This is a genomic window from Paenibacillus sp. FSL R7-0331 (assembly GCF_000758645.1).
GTDB lineage: Bacteria > Bacillota > Bacilli > Paenibacillales > Paenibacillaceae > Paenibacillus_AQ > Paenibacillus_AQ camerounensis.
The window spans coordinates 5,950,669-5,976,400 of record NZ_CP009284.1; the positions used below are offsets into that span (position 1 = coordinate 5,950,669).

22 protein-coding genes and 3 rRNA genes are annotated in these 25,732 nt (G+C 47.8%); 9 read left to right on the top strand and 16 right to left on the bottom strand.

Annotated elements, in window-relative coordinates:
• Positions 1-32 precede the first annotated feature (32 nt).
• Positions 33-1,373 carry a glycoside hydrolase family 28 protein gene (locus tag R70331_RS25780; RefSeq protein ID WP_052419221.1) on the bottom strand — a complete coding sequence of 447 codons (1,341 nt, stop codon included), beginning with the start codon at positions 1,371-1,373 and terminating at the stop codon, positions 33-35.
• 205 nt (positions 1,374-1,578) lie between these two features.
• Entirely contained in the window at positions 1,579-2,532 is a 954-nt protein-coding gene (locus R70331_RS25785) for a type 2 periplasmic-binding domain-containing protein (protein WP_052419222.1), read from the bottom strand.
• Positions 2,533-2,775: 243 nt separating this feature from the next.
• Between R70331_RS25785 and R70331_RS25790 the strand changes: the two genes are divergently transcribed.
• Positions 2,776-4,461, top strand: a complete 1,686-nt coding sequence (locus R70331_RS25790; protein WP_442950559.1) for a methyl-accepting chemotaxis protein — start codon at positions 2,776-2,778, stop codon at positions 4,459-4,461.
• Between the two features lie 120 nt (positions 4,462-4,581).
• Here R70331_RS25790 and rrf read toward each other — a convergent pair.
• The 6 genes from rrf to R70331_RS25820 form a co-directional block, all read right to left on the bottom strand.
• Positions 4,582-4,698: ribosomal RNA gene (rrf, locus tag R70331_RS25795) — 5S ribosomal RNA — on the bottom strand.
• Between the two features lie 197 nt (positions 4,699-4,895).
• A 23S ribosomal RNA gene (locus R70331_RS25800) occupies positions 4,896-7,823 on the bottom strand.
• Positions 7,824-8,115: 292 nt separating this feature from the next.
• A 16S ribosomal RNA gene (locus R70331_RS25805) occupies positions 8,116-9,663 on the bottom strand.
• Together the 16S, 23S and 5S rRNA genes form the textbook arrangement of a ribosomal RNA operon.
• A 410-nt stretch (positions 9,664-10,073) precedes the next feature.
• Positions 10,074-11,093: a zinc-binding alcohol dehydrogenase family protein gene (locus R70331_RS25810; protein ID WP_042180605.1), complete on the bottom strand. Its 1,020-nt coding sequence runs from the start codon at positions 11,091-11,093 to the stop codon at positions 10,074-10,076.
• Positions 11,093-12,058, bottom strand: coding sequence for an aldo/keto reductase (locus R70331_RS25815; protein ID WP_042180607.1), 966 nt, complete (start codon positions 12,056-12,058; stop codon positions 11,093-11,095). The genes R70331_RS25810 and R70331_RS25815 overlap by 1 nt, the downstream gene beginning before the upstream one ends.
• Before the next feature lie 24 nt (positions 12,059-12,082).
• Positions 12,083-12,913: an amidohydrolase family protein gene (locus R70331_RS25820; protein WP_042180610.1), complete on the bottom strand. Its 831-nt coding sequence runs from the start codon at positions 12,911-12,913 to the stop codon at positions 12,083-12,085.
• 166 nt (positions 12,914-13,079) lie between these two features.
• On the opposite strand from R70331_RS25820, the gene R70331_RS25825 reads away from it, so the two are divergent.
• The 5 genes from R70331_RS25825 (at position 13,080) to R70331_RS25845 (ending at position 17,005) form a co-directional block, all read left to right on the top strand.
• Positions 13,080-13,952, top strand: a complete 873-nt coding sequence (locus tag R70331_RS25825) for an AraC family transcriptional regulator (protein ID WP_042180612.1) — start codon at positions 13,080-13,082, stop codon at positions 13,950-13,952.
• 211 nt (positions 13,953-14,163) lie between these two features.
• Positions 14,164-14,604: a DedA family protein gene (locus tag R70331_RS25830; RefSeq protein ID WP_231576359.1), complete on the top strand. Its 441-nt coding sequence runs from the start codon at positions 14,164-14,166 to the stop codon at positions 14,602-14,604.
• Between the two features lie 23 nt (positions 14,605-14,627).
• On the top strand, positions 14,628-15,179 hold the full coding sequence (locus R70331_RS25835; RefSeq protein ID WP_042180617.1) for a class I SAM-dependent methyltransferase: 552 nt from the start codon (positions 14,628-14,630) through the stop codon (positions 15,177-15,179).
• Between the two features lie 52 nt (positions 15,180-15,231).
• The gene (locus R70331_RS25840; RefSeq protein ID WP_042180620.1) at positions 15,232-15,912 is read left to right on the top strand and encodes a response regulator transcription factor; all 681 of its coding nucleotides are present in this window, start codon (positions 15,232-15,234) and stop codon (positions 15,910-15,912) included.
• A complete protein-coding gene (locus R70331_RS25845; protein ID WP_042180621.1) occupies positions 15,905-17,005 on the top strand; it encodes a sensor histidine kinase in 1,101 nt (366 codons plus the stop codon). Before R70331_RS25840 ends, R70331_RS25845 begins: the two co-directional genes overlap by 8 nt.
• Positions 17,006-17,014: 9 nt before the next feature.
• Here R70331_RS25845 and R70331_RS25850 read toward each other — a convergent pair whose 3' ends face one another.
• The 4 genes from R70331_RS25850 to R70331_RS25870 form a co-directional block, all read right to left on the bottom strand.
• Complete coding sequence (locus tag R70331_RS25850; RefSeq protein WP_052419223.1) at positions 17,015-17,467, bottom strand: DUF1569 domain-containing protein; 453 nt, start codon at positions 17,465-17,467, stop codon at positions 17,015-17,017.
• A gap of 38 nt (positions 17,468-17,505) precedes the next feature.
• A complete protein-coding gene (locus R70331_RS25855) occupies positions 17,506-18,897 on the bottom strand; it encodes an aldehyde dehydrogenase (RefSeq protein WP_042180623.1) in 1,392 nt (463 codons plus the stop codon).
• Between the two features lie 27 nt (positions 18,898-18,924).
• Entirely contained in the window at positions 18,925-19,227 is a 303-nt protein-coding gene (locus tag R70331_RS25860; protein ID WP_042180625.1) for an ArsR/SmtB family transcription factor, read from the bottom strand.
• 364 nt (positions 19,228-19,591) lie between these two features.
• Complete coding sequence (locus tag R70331_RS25870; protein WP_231576360.1) at positions 19,592-20,467, bottom strand: AraC family transcriptional regulator; 876 nt, start codon at positions 20,465-20,467, stop codon at positions 19,592-19,594.
• A 161-nt stretch (positions 20,468-20,628) separates the two neighbouring features.
• On the opposite strand from R70331_RS25870, the gene R70331_RS25875 reads away from it, so the two are divergent.
• From R70331_RS25875 to R70331_RS25885, 3 genes are read left to right on the top strand one after another with little or no spacing between them, the layout of a single operon-like run.
• The gene (locus R70331_RS25875) at positions 20,629-21,807 is read left to right on the top strand and encodes an MFS transporter (RefSeq protein WP_042180633.1); all 1,179 of its coding nucleotides are present in this window, start codon (positions 20,629-20,631) and stop codon (positions 21,805-21,807) included.
• The gene (locus R70331_RS25880; protein WP_042180635.1) at positions 21,804-22,424 is read left to right on the top strand and encodes an NAD(P)-dependent oxidoreductase; all 621 of its coding nucleotides are present in this window, start codon (positions 21,804-21,806) and stop codon (positions 22,422-22,424) included. The genes R70331_RS25875 and R70331_RS25880 overlap by 4 nt, the downstream gene beginning before the upstream one ends.
• A 45-nt stretch (positions 22,425-22,469) precedes the next feature.
• Positions 22,470-23,117 (top strand): cysteine hydrolase family protein, encoded by a 648-nt coding sequence (locus R70331_RS25885; RefSeq protein ID WP_042180638.1) that lies wholly within the window; start codon positions 22,470-22,472, stop codon positions 23,115-23,117.
• Between the two features lie 104 nt (positions 23,118-23,221).
• On the opposite strand, the gene R70331_RS25890 is transcribed toward R70331_RS25885, so the two are convergent.
• The 4 genes from R70331_RS25890 to R70331_RS25905 all read right to left on the bottom strand — a co-directional run bounded on the left by R70331_RS25890 (position 23,222) and on the right by R70331_RS25905 (position 25,727).
• Positions 23,222-23,503: a hypothetical protein gene (locus R70331_RS25890; RefSeq protein ID WP_042180639.1), complete on the bottom strand. Its 282-nt coding sequence runs from the start codon at positions 23,501-23,503 to the stop codon at positions 23,222-23,224.
• Positions 23,500-24,045 (bottom strand): RNA polymerase sigma factor, encoded by a 546-nt coding sequence (locus tag R70331_RS25895; RefSeq protein ID WP_042180642.1) that lies wholly within the window; start codon positions 24,043-24,045, stop codon positions 23,500-23,502. The genes R70331_RS25890 and R70331_RS25895 overlap by 4 nt, the downstream gene beginning before the upstream one ends.
• 13 nt (positions 24,046-24,058) lie before the next feature.
• Positions 24,059-24,760 (bottom strand): hypothetical protein, encoded by a 702-nt coding sequence (locus R70331_RS25900; RefSeq protein WP_042180645.1) that lies wholly within the window; start codon positions 24,758-24,760, stop codon positions 24,059-24,061.
• Positions 24,761-24,956: 196 nt separating this feature from the next.
• On the bottom strand, positions 24,957-25,727 hold the full coding sequence (locus tag R70331_RS25905) for a DODA-type extradiol aromatic ring-opening family dioxygenase (protein ID WP_042180648.1): 771 nt from the start codon (positions 25,725-25,727) through the stop codon (positions 24,957-24,959).
• Positions 25,728-25,732 lie beyond the last annotated feature (5 nt).

The following is a 25,732-nucleotide window of genomic DNA, read 5'->3' on the forward strand; positions in this document are numbered from 1 at the left end:
CTTGATTATCAGGGCTTTTCTTCACTTCCTTTTTATAGAGTTACGCTGTAATCCTCCAGCTGCAGCTGCCCGACATTTGCAAATGCAACGCTCTTGCCTGAAGCAGCCGTAACCTTGAACCCCTTCAGACTGATGGTCTCAACATCACTGCAGATTAAAGCGCGGTCTGCACTGAGGTTTATATTTTCGAGACTGATGTTATTTAGGCGGTGCTCAGGCAGACCCTTAATTTCGACGGCAATTGCAGCCCCTTCACCGCTGATGTCCTTAATACTGATGTTGCTGAAATCGGAAGGCGTGCTGGTCTTGGGAACCACGGTACTGTAACCGTAGAACATATTGATCTGTACGGCTTCTTCTCTAACATTATCAATCTTAATCTGCTCAAACCGGATATTGTCCACATAACCGCCCCTGCCGCGCATCGACTTCAGCCGGATGCCCCGGTCTCCGCCGGTGATGGTACAGTTGTGGGCATACACATTCCGGACTCCGCCTGACATTCCGCTGCCGATTACAAGGCCTCCGTGTCCTTCTTTCATTACACAATTGCGGATGACAATATTCTCACAGGGCTTGCTGACCCGCCAGCCGTCCTCATTCATGCCGGAATTGATTGCGATGCAGTCGTCTCCGGTCTCGAAGCTGCTGTCCTCAATGAGCACATTGCGGCAGGAATCCGGATTCAGCCCATCGGTATTGGGGCCGCAGCTGACAATATCTATTCCGCGGATGATGACATTCTCGCAATAGACCGGATGCACCGTCCATTGAGGCCCGTTATGGATCACGACTCCTTCTATCAGCACGTTCCGGCAGCGGACAGGCTGGATGAACGACGGCCGCAGGGCTGCCTCCTCCGTACCGAAGACCCGCTCCACAACAGGAATCCCGTCTCTTTCGGCATAGCAGAGCTTATCAGCTGCGGTCTGCTGGAGCTGCTTCCAGTGCCACCATGCTTCGCCGTTTCCGTTAAGCGTCCCCCCGCCGGTAACCGCGATATTCTCGCAGCCGATAGCATAGATCAGCGGGGAATAATTATAGCATTCCATCCCTTCCCATCTTGTAAAAACCGGCGGGAGATAATCGGCAAAGGTATCGCTGAAAGTAATAACGGCCCCCTTCTCAACAGACAGGTGAACATGACTTTTTAAATGAACCGGGCCTGAATGCCATTCCCCCGGGGATACGATAACCGTACCTCCTCCTTGTGCGGAGCAGTCATCCACAGCTCTCTGTATCGCGTGAATATCCTCAGACATCCCCGTATCAGAAAGCCGGTAATTCTCAGCCCTGAAACACTGCTCCGGAAAACGCGGCTCCCGGATTTGCTCCATCTCAAAAGGGGTTCCGTAGAAATGGGTGTTTCGCATAGGTTTCTTGATTCTCCCCTCGCTTTGATTCTGAATTGTTGAATAAAAAAATAGTATCACGATAGGCTTCTGCCATGAATGGATAAAAGAGCCCGGCACTTGTAAAATTCGAGCTTGTTATCGCGCAAAAAAAAAGCAGCCTGCATCAGGCAGGCTGCTTAGGCTGACCGGTATTCCGGAGGAATACAAACGGTCACTTGTTCTGTTATTCAGCTTTTAACGCGGCTTGCTGCTGTTCAAAAATCTCGTAGAAGTCGCTCCAGATCAGCACATTATCCTTTTCTTTATCCCCCCACCCCTTGTACCAGTCCACAATTTCCGCACCGCCTCCGGTTTCCCATTGCTTGGCTGCGTCCTGGGCTGCTTGTTCCATTGAATATTTGCTGCCGCTGATGATGGCTCTTGTGTAAATATCGTGTACTGCTGCTGTGACGTTGCTGAATTTAACCTGCAGCTCCTTCGGCAATTGCGGCATATGCTCAGAGTGCGTCAAGCCTTCACCCACCGGCAAATCGGTCATATACGTGTCTACCGCTTCCTTGAACAGGCGCAGAGCTTCCTTCTGTGCAGGAATCGCTTCATCGAACTGGGTCTCGGCGTAGCCGTATTTCCCTTCCTCCAGACGGCTGTATACCATACCGAAATCGCTTGCCCAGCTTACTTCATTTTTGTATTTTTCCTGATCCACAATAACCGGTCTGCCGTCAGCCTCAAGGTTATAATGCTCACCTTCGATCCCGTAGCGGAACGTGCGTCCGGTATCCGGCTTAACCAGGAAATCAATATATTCCATGATGGCTTCCGGATTTTTGGCCCGGGCATTTACAATCGCGGTCATCTGCACCGGGTTGTTCCAGACCGTAGTGAATTGTCCTGCTGAAGTCACAGGAAGCGGCATAATCTTCAGCCTTGCATCCGGCACATTTTTCATCAATGTATCCAGCTCACGCGAGGCGAAGCCCATATAATCGTTGGTCATAAACGCATAGATTCCGATCTTGCCGTTCAGGAAGTCCTGCTTCGATTTGGACCCGTCCTTATCGCTAAGGAAGATGCCTGCAATGCTGGAAATAAGAATATTGGCAGCTGATAAGGCAATAATCAGCTTGGTGCTGAATTTCAAAGATATATTAAACAGCCGCCGCCTGTTGTCTGCCATCGCTCTTCCTCCGGCTCAGTATGATTGGATTTCCATTTATACAGTGCATGATAGAGAGATCGAAAGTCAACATTTGGGTTTTTGATTAAATTTAAGAATATCAAAATAATTTAGCTACAATTCCAATGTAAAGGTGTCGATAAACATTAAAGACCTATATTTTTTTGCCAAGTTGAGGAGTGGGAAGAGCGCATGACAGACAGACAGGGAAGTGTATTAAAGAGATTGAGGCTTACGATTAGGATGAAATTATTAACAGGGTTTCTGGTAGTAGCTGCACTGCTAGCTTTTGTGAGTATCTATGCCTTATCTCAGATTCATGGGATGTCCCAAGGCGCCGAAGAAATTGACCAGAAATGGATGCCGAGTGTCAGCCTGCTGGGTATGATGAACGGGGATGTCTCAGATGTAGAGCGTCTGGCTCTTGCAGTCATTGTTGAGACCGATGAGAGTGAAGTTGAGAAGCTGAATGAAGCCCTGCAGGTGCTCCAGGCCAAGATTGAAAATGAGCGCAAAGAGCTTATTTCCCTTCTTGAAGGGAATGCAGATGCAATGGCGATGTATGATACGTTCAGCACGAACTATGATTCTTATATAGCAAAAATGCCAGCCTTCATTGAACGCGGTACCGCTAACGACTACGGAGAAGCAAGCAGGCTTCATTCAGAATCCTATCCGTTATGGTATACCGCCAATGATACGATTGCTCAGCTGATTACGTTAGGCAATGATTTATCACAGCAGGCTACAAAAAATTCACTGGTATCCGCAGAACAAGCCTTTAATGTTATTTTAGCAGTAACGGTTATTTCCTTCCTGCTTGCAGTATTTATCGCTTTCTTCATTGCAAGCATTATTGCAAAACCGATTCAGAAGCTGAATGCTTCGGCAATGCTGATTGCTAATGGAGATTTAACCGGTGAACCGATTTTGCTTAAAAATAAGGATGAGCTCAGCACGCTCGCCGCTTCCTTCAACACCATGACAGGCAATCTGCGTGCAATGATTCAGTCCGTTTCCATGACCTCAGAGCAGGTAGCCGCATCTTCAGAGGAACTGCTTGCGAGTGCAGAGCAGAATGCAAAGGCATCCGAGCAAATCTCTGAAACCGTTGAGCTGCTGGCGGCAGGTACAACAGAGCAGGTCAACATAGTGAAACGCTCCTCCCAGGCGATGAGCGAAATGTCCCTGGGCTCCGAGCAAATTGCCCAGCTTGCCCAGAGTGTATCCGTATCAGCTGTAGATGCCGCGAATCAATCGTCAGAAGGGAACCGGATTGTCCACCAGGCAGTAGAACAAATGAGCTCGATCCGCACTTCGATCGCTTCTCTGACAGAACTGGTTACCGGGCTGGGAGAACGTTCTGCAGAGATTGGCAGTATTACCGGAGTAATCAATAATATCGCCCGTCAGACTAACCTGCTTGCATTGAATGCGGCCATCGAGGCTGCGCGTGCTGGTGAGCATGGACGGGGATTCGCCGTTGTGGCTGGAGAAGTGCGTAAGCTGGCAGAAGAATCCTCAGTATCGGCTCAGAAGATTACAGATCTCGTACAGCTCATTCAAAATGATACAAACCACGCCATAGAGGCTGTAAAAGTAAACAGCAGTGAAACTGAGGCCGGGATTGAGATTGTGACAGCAGCCGGACAAGCATTCGGGCAGATTACTGAGGTGGTAAACAAGGTGGCAGGCGAAATTCAGGAGGTATCCGCTGGTTCAGAAGAAATGTCAGCCAGCACGGATGAGTCAGTCCAGTATATGGAACAAATCTCGAATATTGCGCAAGAGTCATCAGGTGAAGTACACAATGTATCTGCTGCAACGGAAGAACAGCTGGCCTCCATGGAGGAGATTGCTTCCTCAGCCAGCGCCCTCTCCAAGATGGCAGAAGAGCTGCAGGAGCAGATCAATAAATTCAAAGTATAAATAATATAGAATTAAGCCGGGGAGAAATCCCCGGCTTTTTGTATTGCAGATTGAAGGCACTGGTAAGGTGTCAGAAATAACAAAAAAGCCATTGTTGATTGCTCAACAATGACTTCATGTGCTTGGCAGCGTCCTACTCTCCCAGGACCCTTCGGTCCAAGTACCATTGGCGCTGGAGGACTTAACGGTCGTGTTCGGGATGGGTACGCGTGGAACCCCTCCGCTATCGCCACCAAACATGCGTCTGTGAAACAGACGCTGCCGCTAGACATTTGGTTCATCACCAGAAGTGCGAATAAATGTCGTTGCGTTACAGGCTTGATCACCTGAAAACTGAATCCGAAACGAATCTGCGTTTGCCCTTGTTATGGGGCCCCCGGAAAGTATTCGGAATCGGCTTCGTCAGCCTCTTCTTCACTTTTTGGGGTAGTTTGTTGGATAAGCCCTCGACCGATTAGTATTGGTCAGCTCCATGCATTACTGCACTTCCACCTCCAACCTATCTACCTCGTCGTCTCCAAGGGGTCTTACTAATTGGGAAATCTCATCTTGAGGGGGGCTTCACGCTTAGATGCTTTCAGCGCTTATCCCGTCCGTACGTAGCTACCCAGCCATGCTCCTGGCGGAACAACTGGTGCACCAGCGGTACGTCCATCCCGGTCCTCTCGTACTAAGGACAGCTCCTCTCAAATTTCCTGCGCCCACGACAGATAGGGACCGAACTGTCTCACGACGTTCTGAACCCAGCTCGCGTACCGCTTTAATGGGCGAACAGCCCAACCCTTGGGACCTACTTCAGCCCCAGGATGCGATGAGCCGACATCGAGGTGCCAAACCTCCCCGTCGATGTGGACTCTTGGGGGAGATAAGCCTGTTATCCCCAGGGTAGCTTTTATCCGTTGAGCGATGGCCCTTCCATGCGGTACCACCGGATCACTAAGTCCGACTTTCGTCCCTGCTCGACTTGTTGGTCTCGCAGTCAAGCTCCCTTATGCCTTTGCACTCTTCGAATGATTTCCAACCATTCTGAGGGAACCTTTGAACGCCTCCGTTACTCTTTAGGAGGCGACCGCCCCAGTCAAACTGCCCGCCTGACACGGTCCCCGTACCCGTTAAGGGTACCAGGTTAGAACCTAGATACGATCAGGGTGGTATCCCAACGGCGCCTCCACAGAAGCTTGCGCTCCTGTTTCTACGGCTCCCACCTATCCTGTACAGATCGTACCCAAATTCAATATCAAGCTGCAGTAAAGCTCCATGGGGTCTTTCCGTCTTGTCGCGGGTAACCTGCATCTTCACAGGTATTAAAATTTCACCGGATCTCTCGTTGAGACAGCGCCCAAGTCGTTACGCCATTCGTGCGGGTCAGAATTTACCTGACAAGGAATTTCGCTACCTTAGGACCGTTATAGTTACGGCCGCCGTTTACTGGGGCTTCGGTTCATAGCTTCGGGTTACCCCTAACCACTCCCCTTAACCTTCCAGCACCGGGCAGGCGTCAGCCCGTATACTTCGCCTTACGGCTTCGCACAGACCTGTGTTTTTGCTAAACAGTCGCTTGGGCCTTTTCACTGCGGCCCCCTCGGGCTATTCACCCTACCGAGGCACCCCTTCTCCCGAAGTTACGGGGTCATTTTGCCGAGTTCCTTAACGAGAGTTCTTCCGCGCGCCTTAGAATTCTCTTCTCGCCTACCTGTGTCGGTTTGCGGTACGGGCACCTTCTCCTGGCTAGAGGCTTTTCTTGGCAGTGTGAGATCATGACCTTCGCTACTACAATTTTCGCTCCCCATCACAGCCTGGCCTTAATAGTGTGCGGATTTGCCTACACACCAGCCTCACTGCTTAGACGGACATCCATCAGTCCGCGTCACTACCCTCCTGCGTCACCCCATCGCTCATAGCGGATTACGGTGGTACAGTAATTTCAAACTGTTGTCCTTCGACTACGCCTATCGGCCTCGCCTTAGGTCCCGACTTACCCTGAGCGGACGAGCCTTCCTCAGGAAACCTTGGGCTTTCGGCGGATCAGATTCTCACTGATCTTTTCGTTACTCATACCGGCATTCTCACTTGTATGCTGTCCAGCGCTCCTTACGGTACACCTTCAACCTACATACAACGCTCCCCTACCCCAGATACATACGTATCTAGCCATAGCTTCGGTGGTGTGTTTAGCCCCGTTACATTTTCGGCGCAGAGTCACTCGACCAGTGAGCTATTACGCACTCTTTAAATGGTGGCTGCTTCTAAGCCAACATCCTGGTTGTCTGTGCAACTCCACATCCTTTCCCACTTAACACACACTTGGGGACCTTAGCTGATGGTCTGGGCTGTTTCCCTTTTGACAATGGATCTTAGCACTCACTGTCTGACTCCCGGCAAGAAGATAATGGCATTCGGAGTTTGACTGAGCTTGGTAACCCTTGCGGGCCCCGCACCCAATCAGTGCTCTACCTCCATCACTCCATTCACCGAGGCTAGCCCTAAAGCTATTTCGGGGAGAACCAGCTATCTCCGAGTTCGATTGGAATTTCTCCGCTACCCCCACCTCATCCCCGCACTTTTCAACGTACGTGGGTTCGGGCCTCCAGTGCGTGTTACCGCACCTTCACCCTGGACAGGGGTAGATCACACGGTTTCGGGTCTACGTCCACATACTAAATCGCCCTATTCAGACTCGCTTTCGCTGCGGCTCCGGCTTCTCACCTTAACCTTGCATGTTAAACGTAACTCGCCGGTTCATTCTACAAAAGGCACGCCATCACCCATAGATCGGGCTCTGACTTTTTGTAAGCACACGGTTTCAGGTTCTATTTCACTCCCCTTCCGGGGTGCTTTTCACCTTTCCCTCACGGTACTGTTTCACTATCGGTCGCCAGGTAGTATTTAGCCTTGACAGATGGTCCTGCCGGATTCATACGGGGTTTCACGTGCCCCGCACTACTCGGGATCCGTCTCGGAGAGAACACAGTTTAGGCTACAGGGCTTTTACCTCTATCGCGGGCCTTTCCAGACCTCTTCGCCTACCATATTCCTTTGTAACTCCATGTGAGACGTCCCACAACCCCAGGAGGCAAGCCCCCTGGTTTAGGCTGTTCCGCGTTCGCTCGCCGCTACTGACGGAATCACTATTGTTTTCTCTTCCTCAGGGTACTTAGATGTTTCAGTTCCCCTGGTCTGCCTCTGCGTATCCTATGTATTCAGATACGAGTAACTGCGAATTACCACAGCTGGGTTTCCCCATTCGGACACCCCCGGATCAAAGCTTGCTTACAGCTCCCCGAGGCAGTTTCGTTGTTCGCCACGTCCTTCGTCGGCTCCTGGCGCCTAGGCATCCTCCGTGTGCTCTTATTAGCTTAACCTCGATTTTTCCTTCAGGAAAATATCGGACATTGAATCACTCCAAAGCCTTTATTTCCATTCAGATCATCGTTAGCATCGCCATTAATTTTAAACTTGTTTACACAAGTTCAGCTTAAAGGAATGTTCTAAAACGCAAATTCGTTTCGGTATCCAGTTTTCAAGGATCAAGGTACTACTTGAGAGCTTAAACTCTCAAAACTGACCAACGAGTGAGTAACAGGCCTAAACCTGAGTTTTGGAAGCTTAGCTTCCGATTTGAATGTTCTCATTGCAGAGAACGATTCTCCATAGAAAGGAGGTGATCCAGCCGCACCTTCCGATACGGCTACCTTGTTACGACTTCACCCCAATCATCTACCCCACCTTCGGCGGCTGGCTCCCTTGCGGGTTACCCCACCGACTTCGGGTGTTGTAAACTCTCGTGGTGTGACGGGCGGTGTGTACAAGACCCGGGAACGTATTCACCGCGGCATGCTGATCCGCGATTACTAGCAATTCCGACTTCATGCAGGCGAGTTGCAGCCTGCAATCCGAACTGAGACCAGCTTTGCTGGGATTGGCTCCACCTCGCGGCTTCGCTTCCCGTTGTACTGGCCATTGTAGTACGTGTGTAGCCCAGGTCATAAGGGGCATGATGATTTGACGTCATCCCCACCTTCCTCCGGTTTGTCACCGGCAGTCACTCTAGAGTGCCCAGCTTAACCTGCTGGCAACTAAAGTCAAGGGTTGCGCTCGTTGCGGGACTTAACCCAACATCTCACGACACGAGCTGACGACAACCATGCACCACCTGTCTCCGATGCTCCGAAGAGGGGCACTATCTCTAATGCTTACACCGGGATGTCAAGACCTGGTAAGGTTCTTCGCGTTGCTTCGAATTAAACCACATACTCCACTGCTTGTGCGGGTCCCCGTCAATTCCTTTGAGTTTCAGTCTTGCGACCGTACTCCCCAGGCGGAGTGCTTACTGTGTTAACTTCGGCACCAAGGGTATCGAAACCCCTAACACCTAGCACTCATCGTTTACGGCGTGGACTACCAGGGTATCTAATCCTGTTTGCTCCCCACGCTTTCGCGCCTCAGCGTCAGTTACAGCCCAGAAAGTCGCCTTCGCCACTGGTGTTCCTCCACATCTCTACGCATTTCACCGCTACACGTGGAATTCCACTTTCCTCTTCTGTACTCAAGCCACCCAGTTTCCAGTGCGACCTCAGGTTGAGCCCAAGGTTTAAACACCAGACTTAAATAGCCGCCTGCGCGCGCTTTACGCCCAATAATTCCGGACAACGCTTGCCCCCTACGTATTACCGCGGCTGCTGGCACGTAGTTAGCCGGGGCTTTCTTCTCAGGTACCGTCACTCCGGTAGCAGTTACTCTACCGGACGTTCTTCCCTGGCAACAGAGCTTTACGATCCGAAAACCTTCATCACTCACGCGGCGTTGCTCCGTCAGGCTTTCGCCCATTGCGGAAGATTCCCTACTGCTGCCTCCCGTAGGAGTCTGGGCCGTGTCTCAGTCCCAGTGTGGCCGTTCACCCTCTCAGGTCGGCTACGCATCGTCGCCTTGGTGAGCCGTTACCCCACCAACTAGCTAATGCGCCGCAGGCCCATCCCTTAATGACAGATTGCTCCGCCTTTCATTCTCTTCTCAGGAGAAAAAAGAAATTATCCGGTATTAGCTACCGTTTCCGGTAGTTATCCCAGGTTAAGGGGCAGGTTGCCTACGTGTTACTCACCCGTCCGCCGCTAAGCTTACCCCGAAGGATAAGCTCCGCTCGACTTGCATGTATTAGGCACGCCGCCAGCGTTCGTCCTGAGCCAGGATCAAACTCTCCAAATTGGTATTTAGAAAGAGCGATTGCTCATTTTGAAACATCTGACGAGAATTTACATTCTCTACTTTTGGATCTCACCGAAGCGATCTCCAGATACTCACTCGTTGTTCAGTTTTCAAAGATCAAGCTCGTCGTCGCCTTCGATCATCTCGTCAGCAGCAACTCTTATACTATATCACTTCCGACCATTCAATGTCAAGCTCTTTTTTAATTTCTTTTTTCGAGCTTAGCTTCGACGCTTTTCAGCGTTTCGCGGCCAGATATAGAATATATCATATATGCACGTGACCATGCAAGTGTTATTTTCAAAAAAGTTAATACACATATTTCGCTTCTATTATTAGTCATTAAATATTAATATCATTAAATTCAAAAACGGACTAGCATAGGCTAGTCCGTTTCATTGGATTCAATTTCAGTTTATTTCAACTAACGCTTTGATCACCTTGGACTCCGGCTTCAGCCAGCTGTCAAAGCAGCTGATCATTCCCTCAAAACTCGTGCGGTGTGTTATATACCTGTCTATGTCAACGTAACCAGCCGAGATTGCCTTCAGCACAAAATCAAAATCCTTCATGGTAGCATTACGGCTGCCCATCAAGCTCATCTCGTGACTGTGGAAGTTAGGGTCATTAAAGGTAATCTCGCTTTTGACCAGGCCGACGTATACCAGTGATCCTCCGTGTGCGACCAAGCCGAAGGCATTCATCATGGATTTGGCATTCCCTGTTGCATCAATGACAAAAGCGGCTTTGGGTTCTCCTGTAATAGCTGCAAGCTGCTCCTGCGGCGGCTGCAGGGCATTCACTGCGTGCTTCACCTGTGCCGATTCCCGGCAAAAGTCTAGACGCTCTTCATTCACGTCCATAGCGATGACTTCTGCTCCTGCATACCGTGCAAGTGCCATAACGCCAAGACCAATCGGGCCTGCCCCAATCACGAGAACCGTATCGCCGGCAGCCAGGCCTGAGCGCCGGATGGCATGTGCACCAATCGCCAGCGGCTCCAGCATAGTGGCCTGGTCCAAAGTAAGTCCGTCTGTTTTAATTAAATGTCCCAAAGGAATCGACACCAGCTCACGCATACCGCCATCAATATGGACACCAAACACCTTCATATTTTTGCAGCAGTTTGTTTTTCCGATAGCACAGGCTGAACACTCACCGCAGTGCATGTAGGGTACAATGCTAACCTGATCTCCTGCGTGCAGCCCTGCCTCATTATCTCCCACCGCTTCGATAACACCGGCGAGTTCATGACCCAGGACCCTCGGATAGCTAAAATACGGCTGATTTCCCTGGTAGGCATGCAGGTCAGTTCCGCAGATACCAATCCTCCGAATACGAACGATGGCTTTTCCCTTTTCCAGTACAGGCTCCGTTAAATCTTCATACAATACAAATTTCCCGACTTCCTCGCAGACAATACCCTTCATTATACAATACCGCCCCCTTTGTCCGGTTCCAGGCATTCATTGTATTCAGGACGGCCGCTAACCCATGATTCATTGTGAACCGGCTTCAGTATATCCAGCACTTCCTGCAGCAGCTCGCTGTCCAACCTTTCGTCAGTCCAAGCGGCATTCTTGATAATATTCGCCGGTGTGGCTGTGCTTACCAGTGTAGTCGGGATCTGTTCATGGCTGGTAGAGTACTGTACAGCAAGCTTGGCGATATCTGCACCTCTCGCAGCACAATGCTCGGCGGCTTGTTTACAAACTGTTTTTAGCCTGCTTCCGGCAGGATGCCAATCTGCTGTCTCACGCGTACTCAGCAAACCCATGGACAGAGGGGAAGCATTGACCAGCCCGGTCCCCTTTGACTGAAGCAACGGCAGCAATTCCAGCAGGGAATTATCATTAAGCGAATAATGGCAGTAGGATAAAATGGCATCTACATCGATTTGCGGGAGCAGCGTATCAAACAACTGCAAAGGCAGGCCGCTGATCCCGCTAAAACGGATCTTACCCTGTTCCTTCAGCTTAATCATTGCCGGTACCGCTTCTTCCAGGATCACTTCAGCCGGCACAAATTCAATATCATGCAGAAACAGAATATCCAGGTAGTCCGTATGCAGCCGCTTGAGGCTCTCTTCCACACTGCTGAAGATACGTTTGGCTGAAAAATCAAAGCTTGCTTCGCCGTAACGACCGGCTTTGGAGGACAACAGGAATTGGTCACGCTGCAGCTCCTGAATCGCCTTTCCAAGTACCGTCTCTGCTTTGGTGAGACCGTAATAGGGTGAAACATCAATGTAATTAATGCCTGCATCAATGGCTGCATGTACCGTCCTGATGCTCTGGCTGTCCTCCGTCTCACGAAACACAGAGCCCAGCGAAGAAGCGCCAAAGCTTAGGACCGACACATCCAGTCCGGTATTTCCTAATCTACGATATTTCATTACAAGTTCCCCCATTCAGCAGATTCATAGTTTGTAAAACGCTTTCGCATTGTCACCCAACAAACACCCCCGCTCATACTCCCCCCAGGCTTCAGGCAGTGAACAGATAAGAATATCCATAACCTCTGAATAATCTGCGGCCAACAGACATACAGGCCAGTCACTGCCGAACATCACCCGCTGCGGGCCGAAGAGTTCTATAACTGTGCGTATATATGGAAGAAAGTCTTCTTTTCTCCACCGGTGATGCTCACCCTCTGTGACCATTCCTGATAATTTGCAGTAGATTTGGGGATACCGGGCAAAAGCTGTCATGTATTGTTTCCAGGGTTCCATGTCCTTGTTCCTAATTGGAGGTTTAGCCATATGATCGATAACGCCGCGCAGATTCGGAACTTGTTCAAGGAGCTGTAATACAACATCCATCTGATCAGGAACCAGCAGTAAATCTACGGACACACCCTCTTCCGCATATCCGCGGAGCGCTTTCACAAACCCGGGCTCTAATATCCGGTAAGCATCCGGCATGTCTTGAATCATAATCCGGAATCCCTTGAATTTCGGATGCTGCCTGAACTTCTCATAGATCCGGCGGTGGTTCGGGTCGAAAAGATCCAGCCAGCCTACCACTCCAAGCACAGATGGCGATTTGTCAGCGATAGACAATATGAAATCAGTCTCCTCAACCGTCGGGGCAGCCTGAACAATAATACTCCCGTCAAGGCTCTGTGTTTGAAGCAGCGGCTCCAGATCAACCGGCATGAAATCCCGGTACAGGACCGGCAGCTCCGGTGTGATCCAGCCATAATCTCCCCGTGTTATTTTCCAGTAGTGCTGATGAGCGTCAATCCGCATCCTGTTGCACCCTCTTTTACATTCATAGTGTAATGCTTAATGCTCCTCTTTCATGAACATTGTATACTAAGAGAATCAAGTATTTAATGTCTTAAACATGCATTTTTATAACTTATTTTGATATCCGTTCTTTACATTACACCATCCTTAAAAAGGAATGATCTGAGTGAAGCCTATCCGCAAACCCTTCTTTGGCGATCCTCTATTCCCGCTGGAGCTTGCCTACAAAACGGTAAAAAGACAAATGAATGAGCTCCCGGATCATCTGCATGACCGGTATGAGCTAGTCTATATTCATCAGGGTAAGGGTGTTTTCTTTATCGATAATGCCTGGTTTGAAAAAAAACAGGGTGATCTGTTCATCATTCCGGGTAACACGATTCACCACTCCCTGCCACACAACGAAGATCCCATTGTATCCTCAGCGCTCTACTTCGCTCCTACACTGCTTGCAATGGAGCCGATCGACGATTCGTACAACAGCTTGTTATGCTTTGATTTTGCCAGACAAAAAGGAATATACCGCATCGAGCTGCCCGAACCGTTAAAGGCGGCCACTGGTACGGCGCTAGATCAGCTACATCAGGAACTGGAAGAACGGCAATTAGGCTATCATGAAGCAGCCAAGCTTATTGCCTGCCAGCTCCTACTGCAGATTAACCGGTATGTGCAATCTGTCCGCAGACGCAACGCCCCCCTTGAACCTGGTGTTGGCCCCTTTTGGATGAAGCAGGTACTGCGTGATATCGACGAGCATCCCGAACGTGAAGCCTCCCTTGCCCGGCTCGCGGAAAAAGCCAACGTCTCTGCTCCCCATTTCTCACGGGTCTTCCGGCAGCTCACAACTATGAATGTCACCCAATATGTAAACGCCAAACGGATTATCCGCGCCAAGGAGCTCCTGATCCGCTCAGATCAGAAGATTGCTGATATTTCGGAACAATGCGGATACGAAACACCGACTCATTTTTACAGGATGTTCAAAGCTTTAACCGGGGTAACACCGCATAAATACAGACAGAGCCAGTCCAATCTGTAAAAGAAGCCTGAGGAGTATTCAGTGACTAAGTCGCTGCTCCCAGGCTTTTTTTGTAGTCTCCAGTTATAGCTTCAGAATTTCTTCAGAATTCTCCCCGTAATTTCTTCAGTTCTTTTCATTAAGATGACTACATCAGCAAGAGAAGGGGTGACAGGTCATCAGCAGCACACTTTTATCACTCATTGACCATTACGGTTATTTGTTTTTTTATGTGGCTTTGTCTCTTGGACCCTTTGGTGTTCCGATTCCAAACGAAATCACGGTGATTACAGGCGCGATTCTGAGTGGCAGCGGTGTTTTGAATATCGGCATGACTTATATATCCATTCTTTCTGGTCTCTTAACGGCCATAACACTATTTCATTTTGCAGGAAGAAAATTTGGACAGCACTTAAAGCATAAGTTCCAGCACAGCCGTAATTTTCAACAAGCCGAAAAAATACTCAGCCAGCGGGGCGATTGGGCGATGTGCATTGGTATTTTTATACCTGTGGTGAGATACTTCCTCCCTTTCCTAATCGGATTCAACAGAGGTTCACTCAAGAAATTCATGATTATTTCCTACTCCAGCGCTTTAGTCTGGACACTTACTTTTTTCACGGCAGGTACAAGCTTTGGCCATCATCTTTTATCTTTTTTCAATCATTTTTAAATTTAAATATGGGGGAATAATGAATGAATCAGCATTTATTGTTTTTACAGAGGTTCATGAAAAGTCCGAAGAATGTAGGAAGTGTGGCACCAAGCTCCCGTTTTCTGGCGAAAAAGATGGTTAACCAGGTAGACTGGGATGAGGTAAAGGCCGTTGCAGAGCTTGGATCAGGAACAGGGCCTATTACCCGCTACATCCAATCCAATGTGAACCGGAATGCAAGTGTCTTTTTATTTGAAACGGATCATGTAATGAGGACAAAACTGCGGTTGAGTTATCCCGGATTCTCTTGTCACGCAAATGCAACCCGGTTAGTAGATACCCTTAATCAAAAAAACATCATTTATCTGGATTGTATTTTCAGCGGACTTCCTTTTTTTAACTTTGAACGTGAACTGAGGGATACATTAATGAATCAGATTGTTCAGGCGCTCAAGCCGGGAGGAATGTTTATTGCTTTTCAGTACTCCCTTCAGATGAAGAAGCAGCTCTCTGAACATTTTATAATAGAAGATATTAAATATGTACCCTTGAATGTGCCTCCTGCATTTGTGTACGTCTGCCGGAAAAAGTAACCGGACTGCTGTATAATAAGCACCAACTTCAATAGAGAGAGGGCAACTGCAGATGAATACCATCCTTGTTGTTGATGACGAATCCGAGATAAGGGATATCATACATGTCTATTTAAGAAATGAAGGGTACCATGTCCTTGAAGCGGCTGACGGCAAGGAAGCCTTACAAGTCCTCCAGGCTTCACCTGTTGCGCTGGTAATCCTTGATGTCATGATGCCCCGGATGGACGGAATTACAGCCTGCCTGAAAATCAGGGAAATCTCCGACACGCCAATCATCATGTTGTCCGCTAAAGAAGAGGATATCGATAAAATCACCGGACTTACCACCGGAGCGGATGATTATATGACCAAGCCCTTCAACCCGCTGGAATTACTCGCCCGTGTAAAGGCCCAAATGCGGAGGCAAACGTTACTTGGAAAAGCCGGAAACCCTTCACTTATTCTGATTAAAGACCTTACCATTGACAAAAGTAAGCACTCAGCAAAGCTAAAGGGAAATGACATTGTGCTAACGCCTCTGGAGTTCGCCATTCTGGTACTGCTGGCCAGTCATCCTGGACAGGTCTTTAGCTCCGAGCATATCTATAACAAGGTCTGGAAAGAACCCTTTGGTTACTCCGATAACACGGTGATGGTTCATATCCGCAACTTACGTGAGAAACTGGAAGATAATCCACGCAGTCCTCAGTATATTAAAACCGTTTGGGGAGTTGGCTATAAAATTGAATAAACCTGTAATGCAATCTAAAAGAAAACAAAAGATTCAGCTCAACATTCTGCTCAGCATGCTGCTTAGTCTAATACTTGCTGCGACGATGAATAATGTGCTGATTTATTTCGTGTTTCAGGTAGGAACAGGCATGGAATGGCTGGAAAAGGTATTCCCCTATTTTATTACGCCCTTTTTTATAATCGTATTTATTCTAACTTTCCTTATACTGACACGCCGCATCGTCAAGGACCTTATGACACTGGAACGCGGACTTCAAACAATTACCGGGGGAGACCTGAGCTACCGTGTTCCTGTAAAGCGGCAAGATGAGCTTGGGCGGGTAGCCTTTAATATCAATCAGATGACAGAACGCCTGGAGCAGCAAATCGCAAAAGAACGGGAAGCTGAGCTATCAAAGATGGAATTGATTACCGGCATCTCGCATGACCTGCGTACCCCACTGACCAGTATCATCGGATATATTGAACTGCTGAGATCCAATTCATTTCAGGATCAGGAAGAATACGACCGCTTTGTGCAAAACACCTACAGTAAAGCTACGCACCTAAAAAAGCTACTTGATGATCTTTTTGAATACACCAGGCTTAGCTCAATTGACACTCGTCTAGAGGCGCACCGGATTGATCTCTGCCAGCTCCTGAACCAATTGCTGTTTGAATTTGAACCGATCGCTTATGACAATGAGCTTCACATCATTAAAGAAATCGGCAGCTTGCCGGTGTATTCAGTCGTAGACAGTGATAAAATCGCCAGAGCCATTGATAATCTGCTGATGAATGCTCTGAAATATTCCTTCAAGCCGGGGGCAATCCGCATTAACATGCAAACAGATCATAAGCAGGTTACGATCGGGGTCGAAAACCGCGGAACGCCTCTAACAAGGGAGCAGCAGGATAAACTGTTCGAACGCTTTTATAAGGTTGACCACTCCCGAAGCAGTGAAGGTATCCAGACCGGGGCCGGCCTGGGCCTTTCCATTGCCAGAAATATCGCTGAGCTGCATGGGGGTTCACTTACACTTAATCATGTAAACGACTTATTTACTTTTCAACTTAGACTGCCTGCAGAAGCTGGAAAATATAAAGCATAGTAATCACTGTCAGTCCGTATGCTGCAGCTCCGAAAAATGATCTGCGATATGCATTGCAAAATATTGATCATATTGCGCCTTGCTCAGTTCTCCGAAAAGCAAATGGGGCTGCAAGGGTCCTTGAAATGCCTGAAATGCTTCAATTGTCCTGAGCAGCAGATCCATCCCCTCTCTGGCTGTACCCTGTAGTTCAGGCTTGGGAGCGCCTGGAACATGAGCGGTCAGGCTATGCTTCATGTATCCCTGCTTCAGGAATTTCCGGATGGCAACACGGCCGATTGTATTCCTTATTGCCTTTGGCTTCATTTGCGGATAACCGGTCATCGAATATTCAATGGTCTGGGCGCAATGGGCCAGAATTTCATAGACAGGCCATTCTTTCATCGGGACGACCTCCTGCCCGGACATTTTGGACAGCTCTTTTTTCACTTCATCTAATGAAGCAAACGTAACGTTACTCATAGTACCTCTCCTCCTCGCCTGCTACCCTACAAAAGGCATCAGCGTAATAGTTTTCTAATCCACTTCAACCGGTTCCCGTAAGGAGGATATAGGATCGGAATTCCAATCTTTGTGCTTTTGCTCAAAACACTCTTGGCATGCGAGAATAAATCGAAGCTATATTTCCCGTGATAGGCACCTATGCCTGACGGTCCCACCCCGCCGAAGGGCAGATGGTGATTGGCCACATGACTGATCGTATCATTAATGCAGCCACCGCCAAACGATACCCGGGCTATCACCTCTTTTTCAACGTGACCGTCTTCCGTAAACAGATACAATGCCAACGGCTTCGGATGGCTGTTAATCATGGTAACTGCATCCTCGAGGTGGCCGAAGCCCATTATTGGCAGGATCGGACCAAAAATCTCGTCTTCCATAGCGGCATCAGACCAGGATTCTGCAGCAAGCAGCGTGGGTTCAATATAAAGCTCTTCCCGGACCTGGCTGCCCCCAGATACAATACGGGCTTGATCCTTGTCCAGCATAGCAGCCAAACGGTCGAACTGGCGTTCATTAACAATTCGCCCATAAGCCTGGCTCTCCCTCGCATCAGAACCAAAAAATCTGGCTATGACCTCTTTCATCTTGCCGATCAGCGCTTCCTTGACCTCTTCATGCACCAGGACATAGTCCGGGGCAATACAGGTCTGGCCTGCATTGATCATCTTCCCCCAGATAATTCTTTCAGCAGCAACGTCAAGATTAGCCGACCGGTCTACAACCGCAGGACTTTTACCTCCCAGCTCAAGCGTAACGGGAACAAGGTTCCGGGACGCTGCTTCCATGACAATTTTACCGACAGGCACACTTCCGGTGAAGAAGATATAGTCAAACGATGCATGAATCAGTGCAGAGGTAGTTTCCTTCTCCCCTTCAATAACACGGATATACGTTTCATCAAAGGTTTCGGCTATAAGCTTCTTTACAGCTGCACTGACAGCCGGAGTATTCTCGGAGGGCTTCAGGATAACACTATTCCCTGCGGCAATTGCACCTATCAGGGGTTCCAGCAACAACTGAAAGGGATAATTAAAGGGGCCTATAATCAGAATAGTTCCATAGGGCTCCTTATATATCCGGCTGTTCGAGGCAACATGATAAAAAGGTGTTTTCACCCTCTGCGGCTTCATCCATTGTTTCAGATTCTTACTGATATACCGGATGCTGTTCAGCACATACCCGACTTCTGTGGAGTAGGCTTCAAATTCATTTTTGTGCAGATCCTGATAAAGTGCTGACAGTATCTCCTGCTCGTTCCTTCTGATCGCATCAGCTAGCTTTCCAAGCTGCTCCTGCCGGAAGCTTAGGCTGCGGGTATACCCGTTATTCAGCTTACTCCGGTGCTCCTGTAGTATTTGTTCGACCCGCTCTGTAGTCCACTGTTCCATCTAATACACCTCCAGTTAATTTTACATTTATAAACAATCGCGCTCCAATGCAGCCAGCAGCTTCTTCAACAGCTCCACTGCCTCCTGCATGGATAAGTAATAATAGCGCTGGGTGCCTATTTGCTCCACGTCAATGACGCCCGCATTCTTCAGCAGCTTCAGGTGATGGGAAACTGCCGGCCGTGACAGCTTGGACCGCTCCGTTATTTCATTGACCGTGAGCTTCTCATTCTCGGACAGAAACAGCAGAATGTCCTGACGGTTCGAATCGCTTAATACCTGGAGAATCGGAAGGCTTTGACGGAATATGTCCAACGCCTGCTTGCCCATTTAGCACTCACCCTATCTATGATTAAATGTTTAAACTTTTAAACCAATGGTGTAAATACAGAGTAACAAATTCCCGTATGAAAATCAAGCTGCTCCGGCTTATGATCTTGTTTTCCACTTAAATGAGCATGAATAAGCGCTTCTTCCAACCCGAGCTCAGACAGCCTGCGGTGAAGGAAAGAATTTACGCCCGCAGTAGTGCCTCCTGAACGGACTGGCGCACCTTTATAGAAGAGATAGGATGAAAAATAAATTCCTGTTCCGATTCCGGAATCCGCAGCCAGATGCTCCACTGGGGATCGGGGATAAAATGTGCCCATATGAACTCCCATTCATTCTTTTGGGTACTGTATTGATGAGGCATTCATTTATCACAAGACTTTCTATACTCAAGGGGCGTCAATCCTACCTTTTTCTTGAATAGCTGATGAAAAAACTTCATGTCATGATATCCTACTGCAGCGGCGATCCCGGCTACACTGTTGCCGCCTTCCGATAGGAGACGGCATGCGGCATCCATACGAACATTTTGCAGGTAATTCGTAAAGCTCATTCCGGTCTGATTCCGAAACAGACGGCTGAAATGCCGTTTACTAAGGTTTGCTTTACCGGCGAGATCATTCAGCTTAAGTCCGTTTGCATAATGATAATTAATAAACGCGATGGCTTCGTCGATAGCCATCCACTGCTGCTTATCCCCTAAGGCCATATCGGTTTGCAGCCGGTCTCTAAACATGCCAATTAATAATTGCACGACAAGCGCGGAGAGGGCTGCCAGATATCCCGGCGGCTTAGCCGAAAATTCACGATACAATTCCCGAAACAGGAAGTGATAGGTCCCATCCGTATCCTTTATTGAGAACCAGAGTGCTTGTTCATTTGAGAAGTATTCACATATCTCCTTGGTTTGAGGAAAATACGACTGAAGCTCTGCTAAATAGTTCACTGGAAATAAACAGTTGTACACGATAAGGGGGTTGCCCTTCGTAAGGGTTCTTGGCCGAAACACATGGCTGGGCCCAACTGGAATGAATACCAAGGTCCCTTGCTCAACCGGAACGGCCGCATCATCAATATAATGAACCCCCGCACCTTCACTGATATATGTAATTTCAATAAATTCATGGGAATGGGTACTCATATCAAATGTTTCATTAACCCTGTTTACAGTTATCGGCATGCCAGGCGCAAAGTAGCTGTCTCCAGACATAACAAAACTACCGCTTTTAATACCCATCATTGTCACTCCGTTCTATTTATTTCAAGGTTAAACTTTTTTCAAATTTAATAGATGTATGTCCTACTTTACCTATAATCATGTCCCCAACAACCCATAACTCTGCTTCTCACTCCCGCTACAATAAACTAAGTCAGTTAAAAGATCACAAAGGGAGTTAAAAAATGAGAAAAAAGGGATTACTAATCATAGCCTTATTTGTTGCAACATTGAACTTACGTCCTGCAATCAATTCCATTGCTCCGCTACTGGAGGATATCCAAGTTGACCTTGGAATGAGCGCTGCATTAGCCAGCTTGCTTACTTCAATCCCTGTACTTTGTATGGGGTTATTCTCCCCGTTAGCAGTCAAGGCAAGCGGCAAATGGGGAATGGAACGGATAATAGGCTATTCTTTATTAATCATTGGAATCGGAACGGTCATTCGTCTGTTTGCTCACTCCACTGCTGTACTTCTCATATCTTCATTGATTGCCGGATTAGGCATTGCCTCTATAGGTCCGCTAACTTCAGGTTTTATAAAAAAGTATTTCCCAGGGCATGTTCCATCTATTATTGCAGTCTATAGCATTGCATTAACTATAGGGGCGGCAGCAAGCTCAATGCTTGCGAGTCCATTACAGGGATATTACCATTCGTGGCAGAAAGCGATAGGCTTATGGGCAATACTCGCTTTTATTGCAGCGGTTCTTTGGTGGATCATGGTTAAGCCTAAGTCTGCCGGAACGGTTAACGCATCGGGAAGTCCACAAATCAGATTGCCTTGGACCAATAAAAGGGCTTGGATACTAACGCTCTCCTTTGGTTCCACGGCTATGCTAATGTATTCTTTTACAGCTTGGCTCCCCTTAATTATTCAAGAGCTGGGGTATTCAAAATCCTTTGCCACGCTCTGTCTGACTATATTTGTTATTATTCAAATCCCTTTCAGTTTGGTTCTGCCCATAATGCTAAAGAAGTTCCCTTCCAGACGGTTATGGATGGTTACTGAATCCTTACTCATACTGATCAGTCTGGTTTTATTCGTTGCTAATGTCTTACCGGTTGTCTCCACTCTCCTTTTTGGTCTCGGAGCAGGCGGATTATTCACCTTAAATCTTTTGCTGCCGATAGATGCCACCAGCAATGCTGACGATGCTACTTCCTGGTCTGCAATGCAGCAATCTGCGGGATATGTTATTGGTGCATCCGGTCCCATTCTTTTAGGCTGGATTCATGATGCTTCTCATAGTTTCACCCCTGCTATAATAGGAATGATTCTTATCAGTATTCTAATGATCATCATTCAAGTCGCCGCAACTTCAAAAAAGAAAGCAGATCCACTAGGAGGTTCCCTTATATGAATATATTGATTTTTGGTGCCACTGGAAGGGTTGGGAGCCATATCGTTGCCCATGCTCTGCAGGATGGACATCATGTGACCGTATTAGTCCGCACGCCGGAGAAGATTCAACATTTCGATCAGAACCTGACGGTCATTCATGGTAACGTGCTAAATAAAGAGGACATTACCTCCGCAGTACAAGGAAATGATGTAATTATTAGTGCACTAAATACAGATGGTACAACAACTCTATCAGACAGTATGCCTCTCATCATTGAAGCCATGTATAACGAAGGTATACAACGTATTATAACCGTAGGAACTGCCGGCATTCTGCAAAGTGAGCAGTCCCCCAATCTTCTGCGCTATCAATCAAGCGAATCCAAACGCAGGTCAACCCGTGCAGCAGAGGAACATCATCATGTCTATGATTTGCTAAAGCACTCAACCCTTAAATGGACTATCGTATGCCCTACCTCCTTGCAGGATGGAGAGCGATTGCGGAACTACCGTGTAAAGCAACATTTTCTGCCTGAAGGCGGTATTGAAATATCTGTACCGGATACAGCGGAATTTACTTATAGTCAAATACAAGCCGGCAATTTCATGAACTCGCGTGTAGGCGTTGCTTACTGATTCCCATCTCTGTTTTGAATAACCCTAATACGAAAGGAAGATTGTATGTCCCGATATACTGAACCAAACTGGAACCAAAGTGCATTGATTACTATTGATACCCAAAATGACAATGCGCTGTCTGGCTCTAAAGCCGAGGTAGCTGGAACTCCAGAAATTTTACCGACAATGAAGAAACTTGCCGAAGCCTATCGCCGGGCAGAACGCCCTATTATTCATGTCATCCGGTTATATAAAGAAGATGGTACCAATGTCGATATCTGCCGCAAAGAAGTTTTTGAAGAAGGTTTCAAGTTCGTATTACCCTTCAGTGCCGGGGCTGAGCTAGTGGACGAAATTAAGCCGCCAAAGAGCCCAATCCTGGACAGCGATTTGCTTCTTAGCGGGCATTTTCAACAGCTTGGAGAGTATGACTGGGCCATGTATAAACCCCGTTGGGGAGCCTTTTATCAGACACAGCTTGAGGAGTTTCTCAGCCAGAGGAATATTGATACGTTAATTTTTGCAGGCTGCAATTTTCCAAACTGTCCACGAACGAGCATGTATCAAGCCAGTGAAAGAGACTTAAGAGTGGTTATGGCAGCTGATGCAATATCCGGTGTTTACGAAAAAGGAACCGCAGAGCTGAGAAATATCGGGGTATCCGTGTTGGAGTCGGACGATATTATCAGGCAAATAGATAAATTGAAATAATAAGCTTTCCGCTGACAAAACTTAAAAAGCAAAGAGCCGATAAATAACCGGCTCAATTGCCGAGGAACCCGGGTCATCTAAAGACCCTGGGTTTCTTTTGTAGTTTATCTTTCAACGAGACTCCATTTCCTGATCCGGTCAGTTTGTACTTGTAGCCGAAATGAAGCCGTCTGTTCAATCCTGTGTTGAGAACGCAAAATGGCCCGGTCAATTCGTGTTGACATCACTTCTAACCACTCATCACCATACCCGGTATCCTTCCTAAGAATTGAATTCTTAATGGCCTCTGTTTCAGGTTCAGTTAACTTAACACTATTAATCCAAGCAGAGAGATCAGGCCTTTCTTTCTCGAAGGATCTTGATTCTTCACGAAATTCATCACTCATGGCTGTACTCCTTCCCCTTGAAATGCTTCTAGCTCTTGCCGCAGCTTCTTGCGTGCCATACTGAGCCTATATCTAACGGTTCCCGCTGGTAATTCGAGAAGCTCACCGATCTCTGAACTGTTCATCTGTCCGATGTACTGGAGTATTAAAACACGGTACAGATTATCGGGAAGCCGCCGGATCGCTTGCTCTACATTAAGGATTTGCTCCTTTATTTCGAAGGTGTCCTCGGCCGATTTCGATACTAGAATGTTGCTGACAGCATCAGCTTTTATCTTATCCTCGGTCCTGTTCTGTGTAGAGCGTCTCCGATAATGATCAATAACCAAGTTTTTTGCTATACGATAGATCCAATACCGAGATTCGTCGATTCCCAGCTCAATGCCAACATGGATTTGATTCCAGATTCTCAGAAAAACCTCTTGCAGCAAGTCTTTGCTTGTCTCGCGATGACTAACTTGTGACATGATGTAAGCAAAGATGATATGGTGATATTTACCGTAAACCTGATTAAAGAATGCCTCCCTCTGAGGGTCATTCATTGAACGTAGCCTCCTAGGTCTGCACGGCACGAATATCGCCATACTTCAGAGCTGTAAGCGCCAGTAACAGCGAAGCCTGCTTGCTATCCGCCGTTTGAACGTTTCCCCACAAAAAGACCTCAGATACTTTTTCATGTAACAGCTCTGGAGAAACATCAGCCTCAATACTGAATTCCCCCCTCAGGATCAAAGTAACCGGCTTCTTCAAGTAAAAGAAGAAATCATGACCAAATCGGTCTTGCCCAGAGAACATTCTTGGTTCACTTTCGTAGCAGTGTAGCTCACCGTACAACTGGGAGATTGACGACGTTAGGACATATTCGCACTCCTTCGGCGCAAAGATTTCGCCTGTGAGGATCAGGGATTTGTACCCGACCTTCTGGAATGGGGATGTAATTATTAGTCCCCCTGTGACAAGAAGAGTCTCCTCGGGGTCGCCTCCTTCGTTCTCCAGAAAATCTCCATGAAGCTTCAAATCTCCGCTCAGAACTTTAACTTTCATATCTGACGGTATAGAGACAACACTTCCAACATAATGCATCGGAATGTTATGGATACTGCCTTCAAGCTGATCCGAAATTAAAATCGTACCGACATATGAGATTTCCGTTACATTTCTAAGTTCATCTACAGAACGCAAATGGCGGAGGTCCAATAATCCAAGATATGTGATTTTCCCCTGTTCAGTCAAGAAGTCCGTTTGAATTTCATTCATTGCATATCATCCTCTCGAATGGTTTCACTCTAAAAGACGTAACAAGTTGCCTAGTGTTGGGTTTCCGTAATAAGCGATTACTAAATAAAACAGGACACAAACCAATCATCCGGCTTGTGTCCTATTTTATCTGCAAATATTAAATGTTCAACAGGCCCGCTCTAGACTCTGGCAGCCTATACTTCCTGACGCAATCTTAATTGAATTGCCAGCAGCTCAAGCTGAGGTTACCGTACTGATAGCTCCGGTGAAGAAGCTTGGCCTTACGGCTGGCATCACCAGTACCCATGGCCAGCAGCAGCGGGATAAAATGCTCGTTGGTGGGAACGGCTTCCCTGGCATAAGGGGCCAGCTCGTGGTATTGAAACAATGCTTCGGTATCCCATGCCTCCACCTTATCCTGAATCCAGTTGTCAAACTGCTCAGCCCACCCGTCAGTCCCCTCGGACGCCCAGTTCAATCCTCTTAAATTATGCACGGTTCCTCCGCTTCCGATAATGAGCACATCCTGCTCACGAAGCTTAGCCAGCGCCTTGCCGATTTGATACTGCTGTTCATTAGACAAGTGACGGTTCACGGATAACGCAACGACCGGGATATCAGCATCCGGATAGAGCAGCTTCAGAACCGCCCATGCCCCGTGGTCCAAGCCTCGTGTCTCATTCCGGGTGTTCTCAATGCCATACTTGGTGAACAAACTTTGGATTTTCTCCACAAGCCCCAGATCACTCTGCGCCGGATAAGTCATCTGGTACAGCTCGTCCTGGAATCCGCCAAAATCATAGATCGTTTCATACGCCGCTGCAGCGCCAACCGTCTGGACTGCTTCTTCCCAGTGCGCGGAGAAAAGAACTATCGCTTTCGGCTTTGGCGTATTCTCTTTAAACTGCTTCAGCAGCCGGGTATAGTCATTATCCTCAAGTACGATTGACGGTGCGCCGTGTGCAAAAAAATAGGAAGGTATCATCTTCT

Bases quoted from the DNA above. Each gene is read 5' to 3' on its own strand.
- R70331_RS25890 (WP_042180639.1), bottom strand. From the start codon at position 23,503: ATGAGTGATGAATTTCGTGAAGAATCAAGATCCTTCGAGAAAGAAAGG.
- R70331_RS25780 (WP_052419221.1), bottom strand. From the start codon at position 1,373: ATGCGAAACACCCATTTCTACGGAACCCCTTTTGAGATGGAGCAAATC.
- R70331_RS25885 (WP_042180638.1), top strand. From the start codon at position 22,470: ATGTCCCGATATACTGAACCAAACTGGAACCAAAGTGCATTGATTACT.
- R70331_RS25785 (WP_052419222.1), bottom strand. From the start codon at position 2,532: ATGGCAGACAACAGGCGGCGGCTGTTTAATATATCTTTGAAATTCAGC.
- R70331_RS25790 (WP_442950559.1), top strand. From the start codon at position 2,776: ATGAAATTATTAACAGGGTTTCTGGTAGTAGCTGCACTGCTAGCTTTT.
- R70331_RS25900 (WP_042180645.1), bottom strand. From the start codon at position 24,760: ATGAATGAAATTCAAACGGACTTCTTGACTGAACAGGGGAAAATCACA.
- R70331_RS25810 (WP_042180605.1), bottom strand. From the start codon at position 11,093: ATGAAGGGTATTGTCTGCGAGGAAGTCGGGAAATTTGTATTGTATGAA.
- R70331_RS25870 (WP_231576360.1), bottom strand. From the start codon at position 20,467: ATGATGGGTATTAAAAGCGGTAGTTTTGTTATGTCTGGAGACAGCTAC.
- R70331_RS25880 (WP_042180635.1), top strand. From the start codon at position 21,804: ATGAATATATTGATTTTTGGTGCCACTGGAAGGGTTGGGAGCCATATC.
- R70331_RS25840 (WP_042180620.1), top strand. From the start codon at position 15,232: ATGAATACCATCCTTGTTGTTGATGACGAATCCGAGATAAGGGATATC.
- R70331_RS25895 (WP_042180642.1), bottom strand. From the start codon at position 24,045: ATGAATGACCCTCAGAGGGAGGCATTCTTTAATCAGGTTTACGGTAAA.
- R70331_RS25855 (WP_042180623.1), bottom strand. From the start codon at position 18,897: ATGGAACAGTGGACTACAGAGCGGGTCGAACAAATACTACAGGAGCAC.
- R70331_RS25835 (WP_042180617.1), top strand. From the start codon at position 14,628: ATGAATCAGCATTTATTGTTTTTACAGAGGTTCATGAAAAGTCCGAAG.
- R70331_RS25905 (WP_042180648.1), bottom strand. From the start codon at position 25,727: ATGATACCTTCCTATTTTTTTGCACACGGCGCACCGTCAATCGTACTT.
- R70331_RS25815 (WP_042180607.1), bottom strand. From the start codon at position 12,058: ATGAAATATCGTAGATTAGGAAATACCGGACTGGATGTGTCGGTCCTA.
- R70331_RS25875 (WP_042180633.1), top strand. From the start codon at position 20,629: ATGAGAAAAAAGGGATTACTAATCATAGCCTTATTTGTTGCAACATTG.
- R70331_RS25820 (WP_042180610.1), bottom strand. From the start codon at position 12,913: ATGCGGATTGACGCTCATCAGCACTACTGGAAAATAACACGGGGAGAT.
- R70331_RS25860 (WP_042180625.1), bottom strand. From the start codon at position 19,227: ATGGGCAAGCAGGCGTTGGACATATTCCGTCAAAGCCTTCCGATTCTC.
- R70331_RS25850 (WP_052419223.1), bottom strand. From the start codon at position 17,467: ATGAGTAACGTTACGTTTGCTTCATTAGATGAAGTGAAAAAAGAGCTG.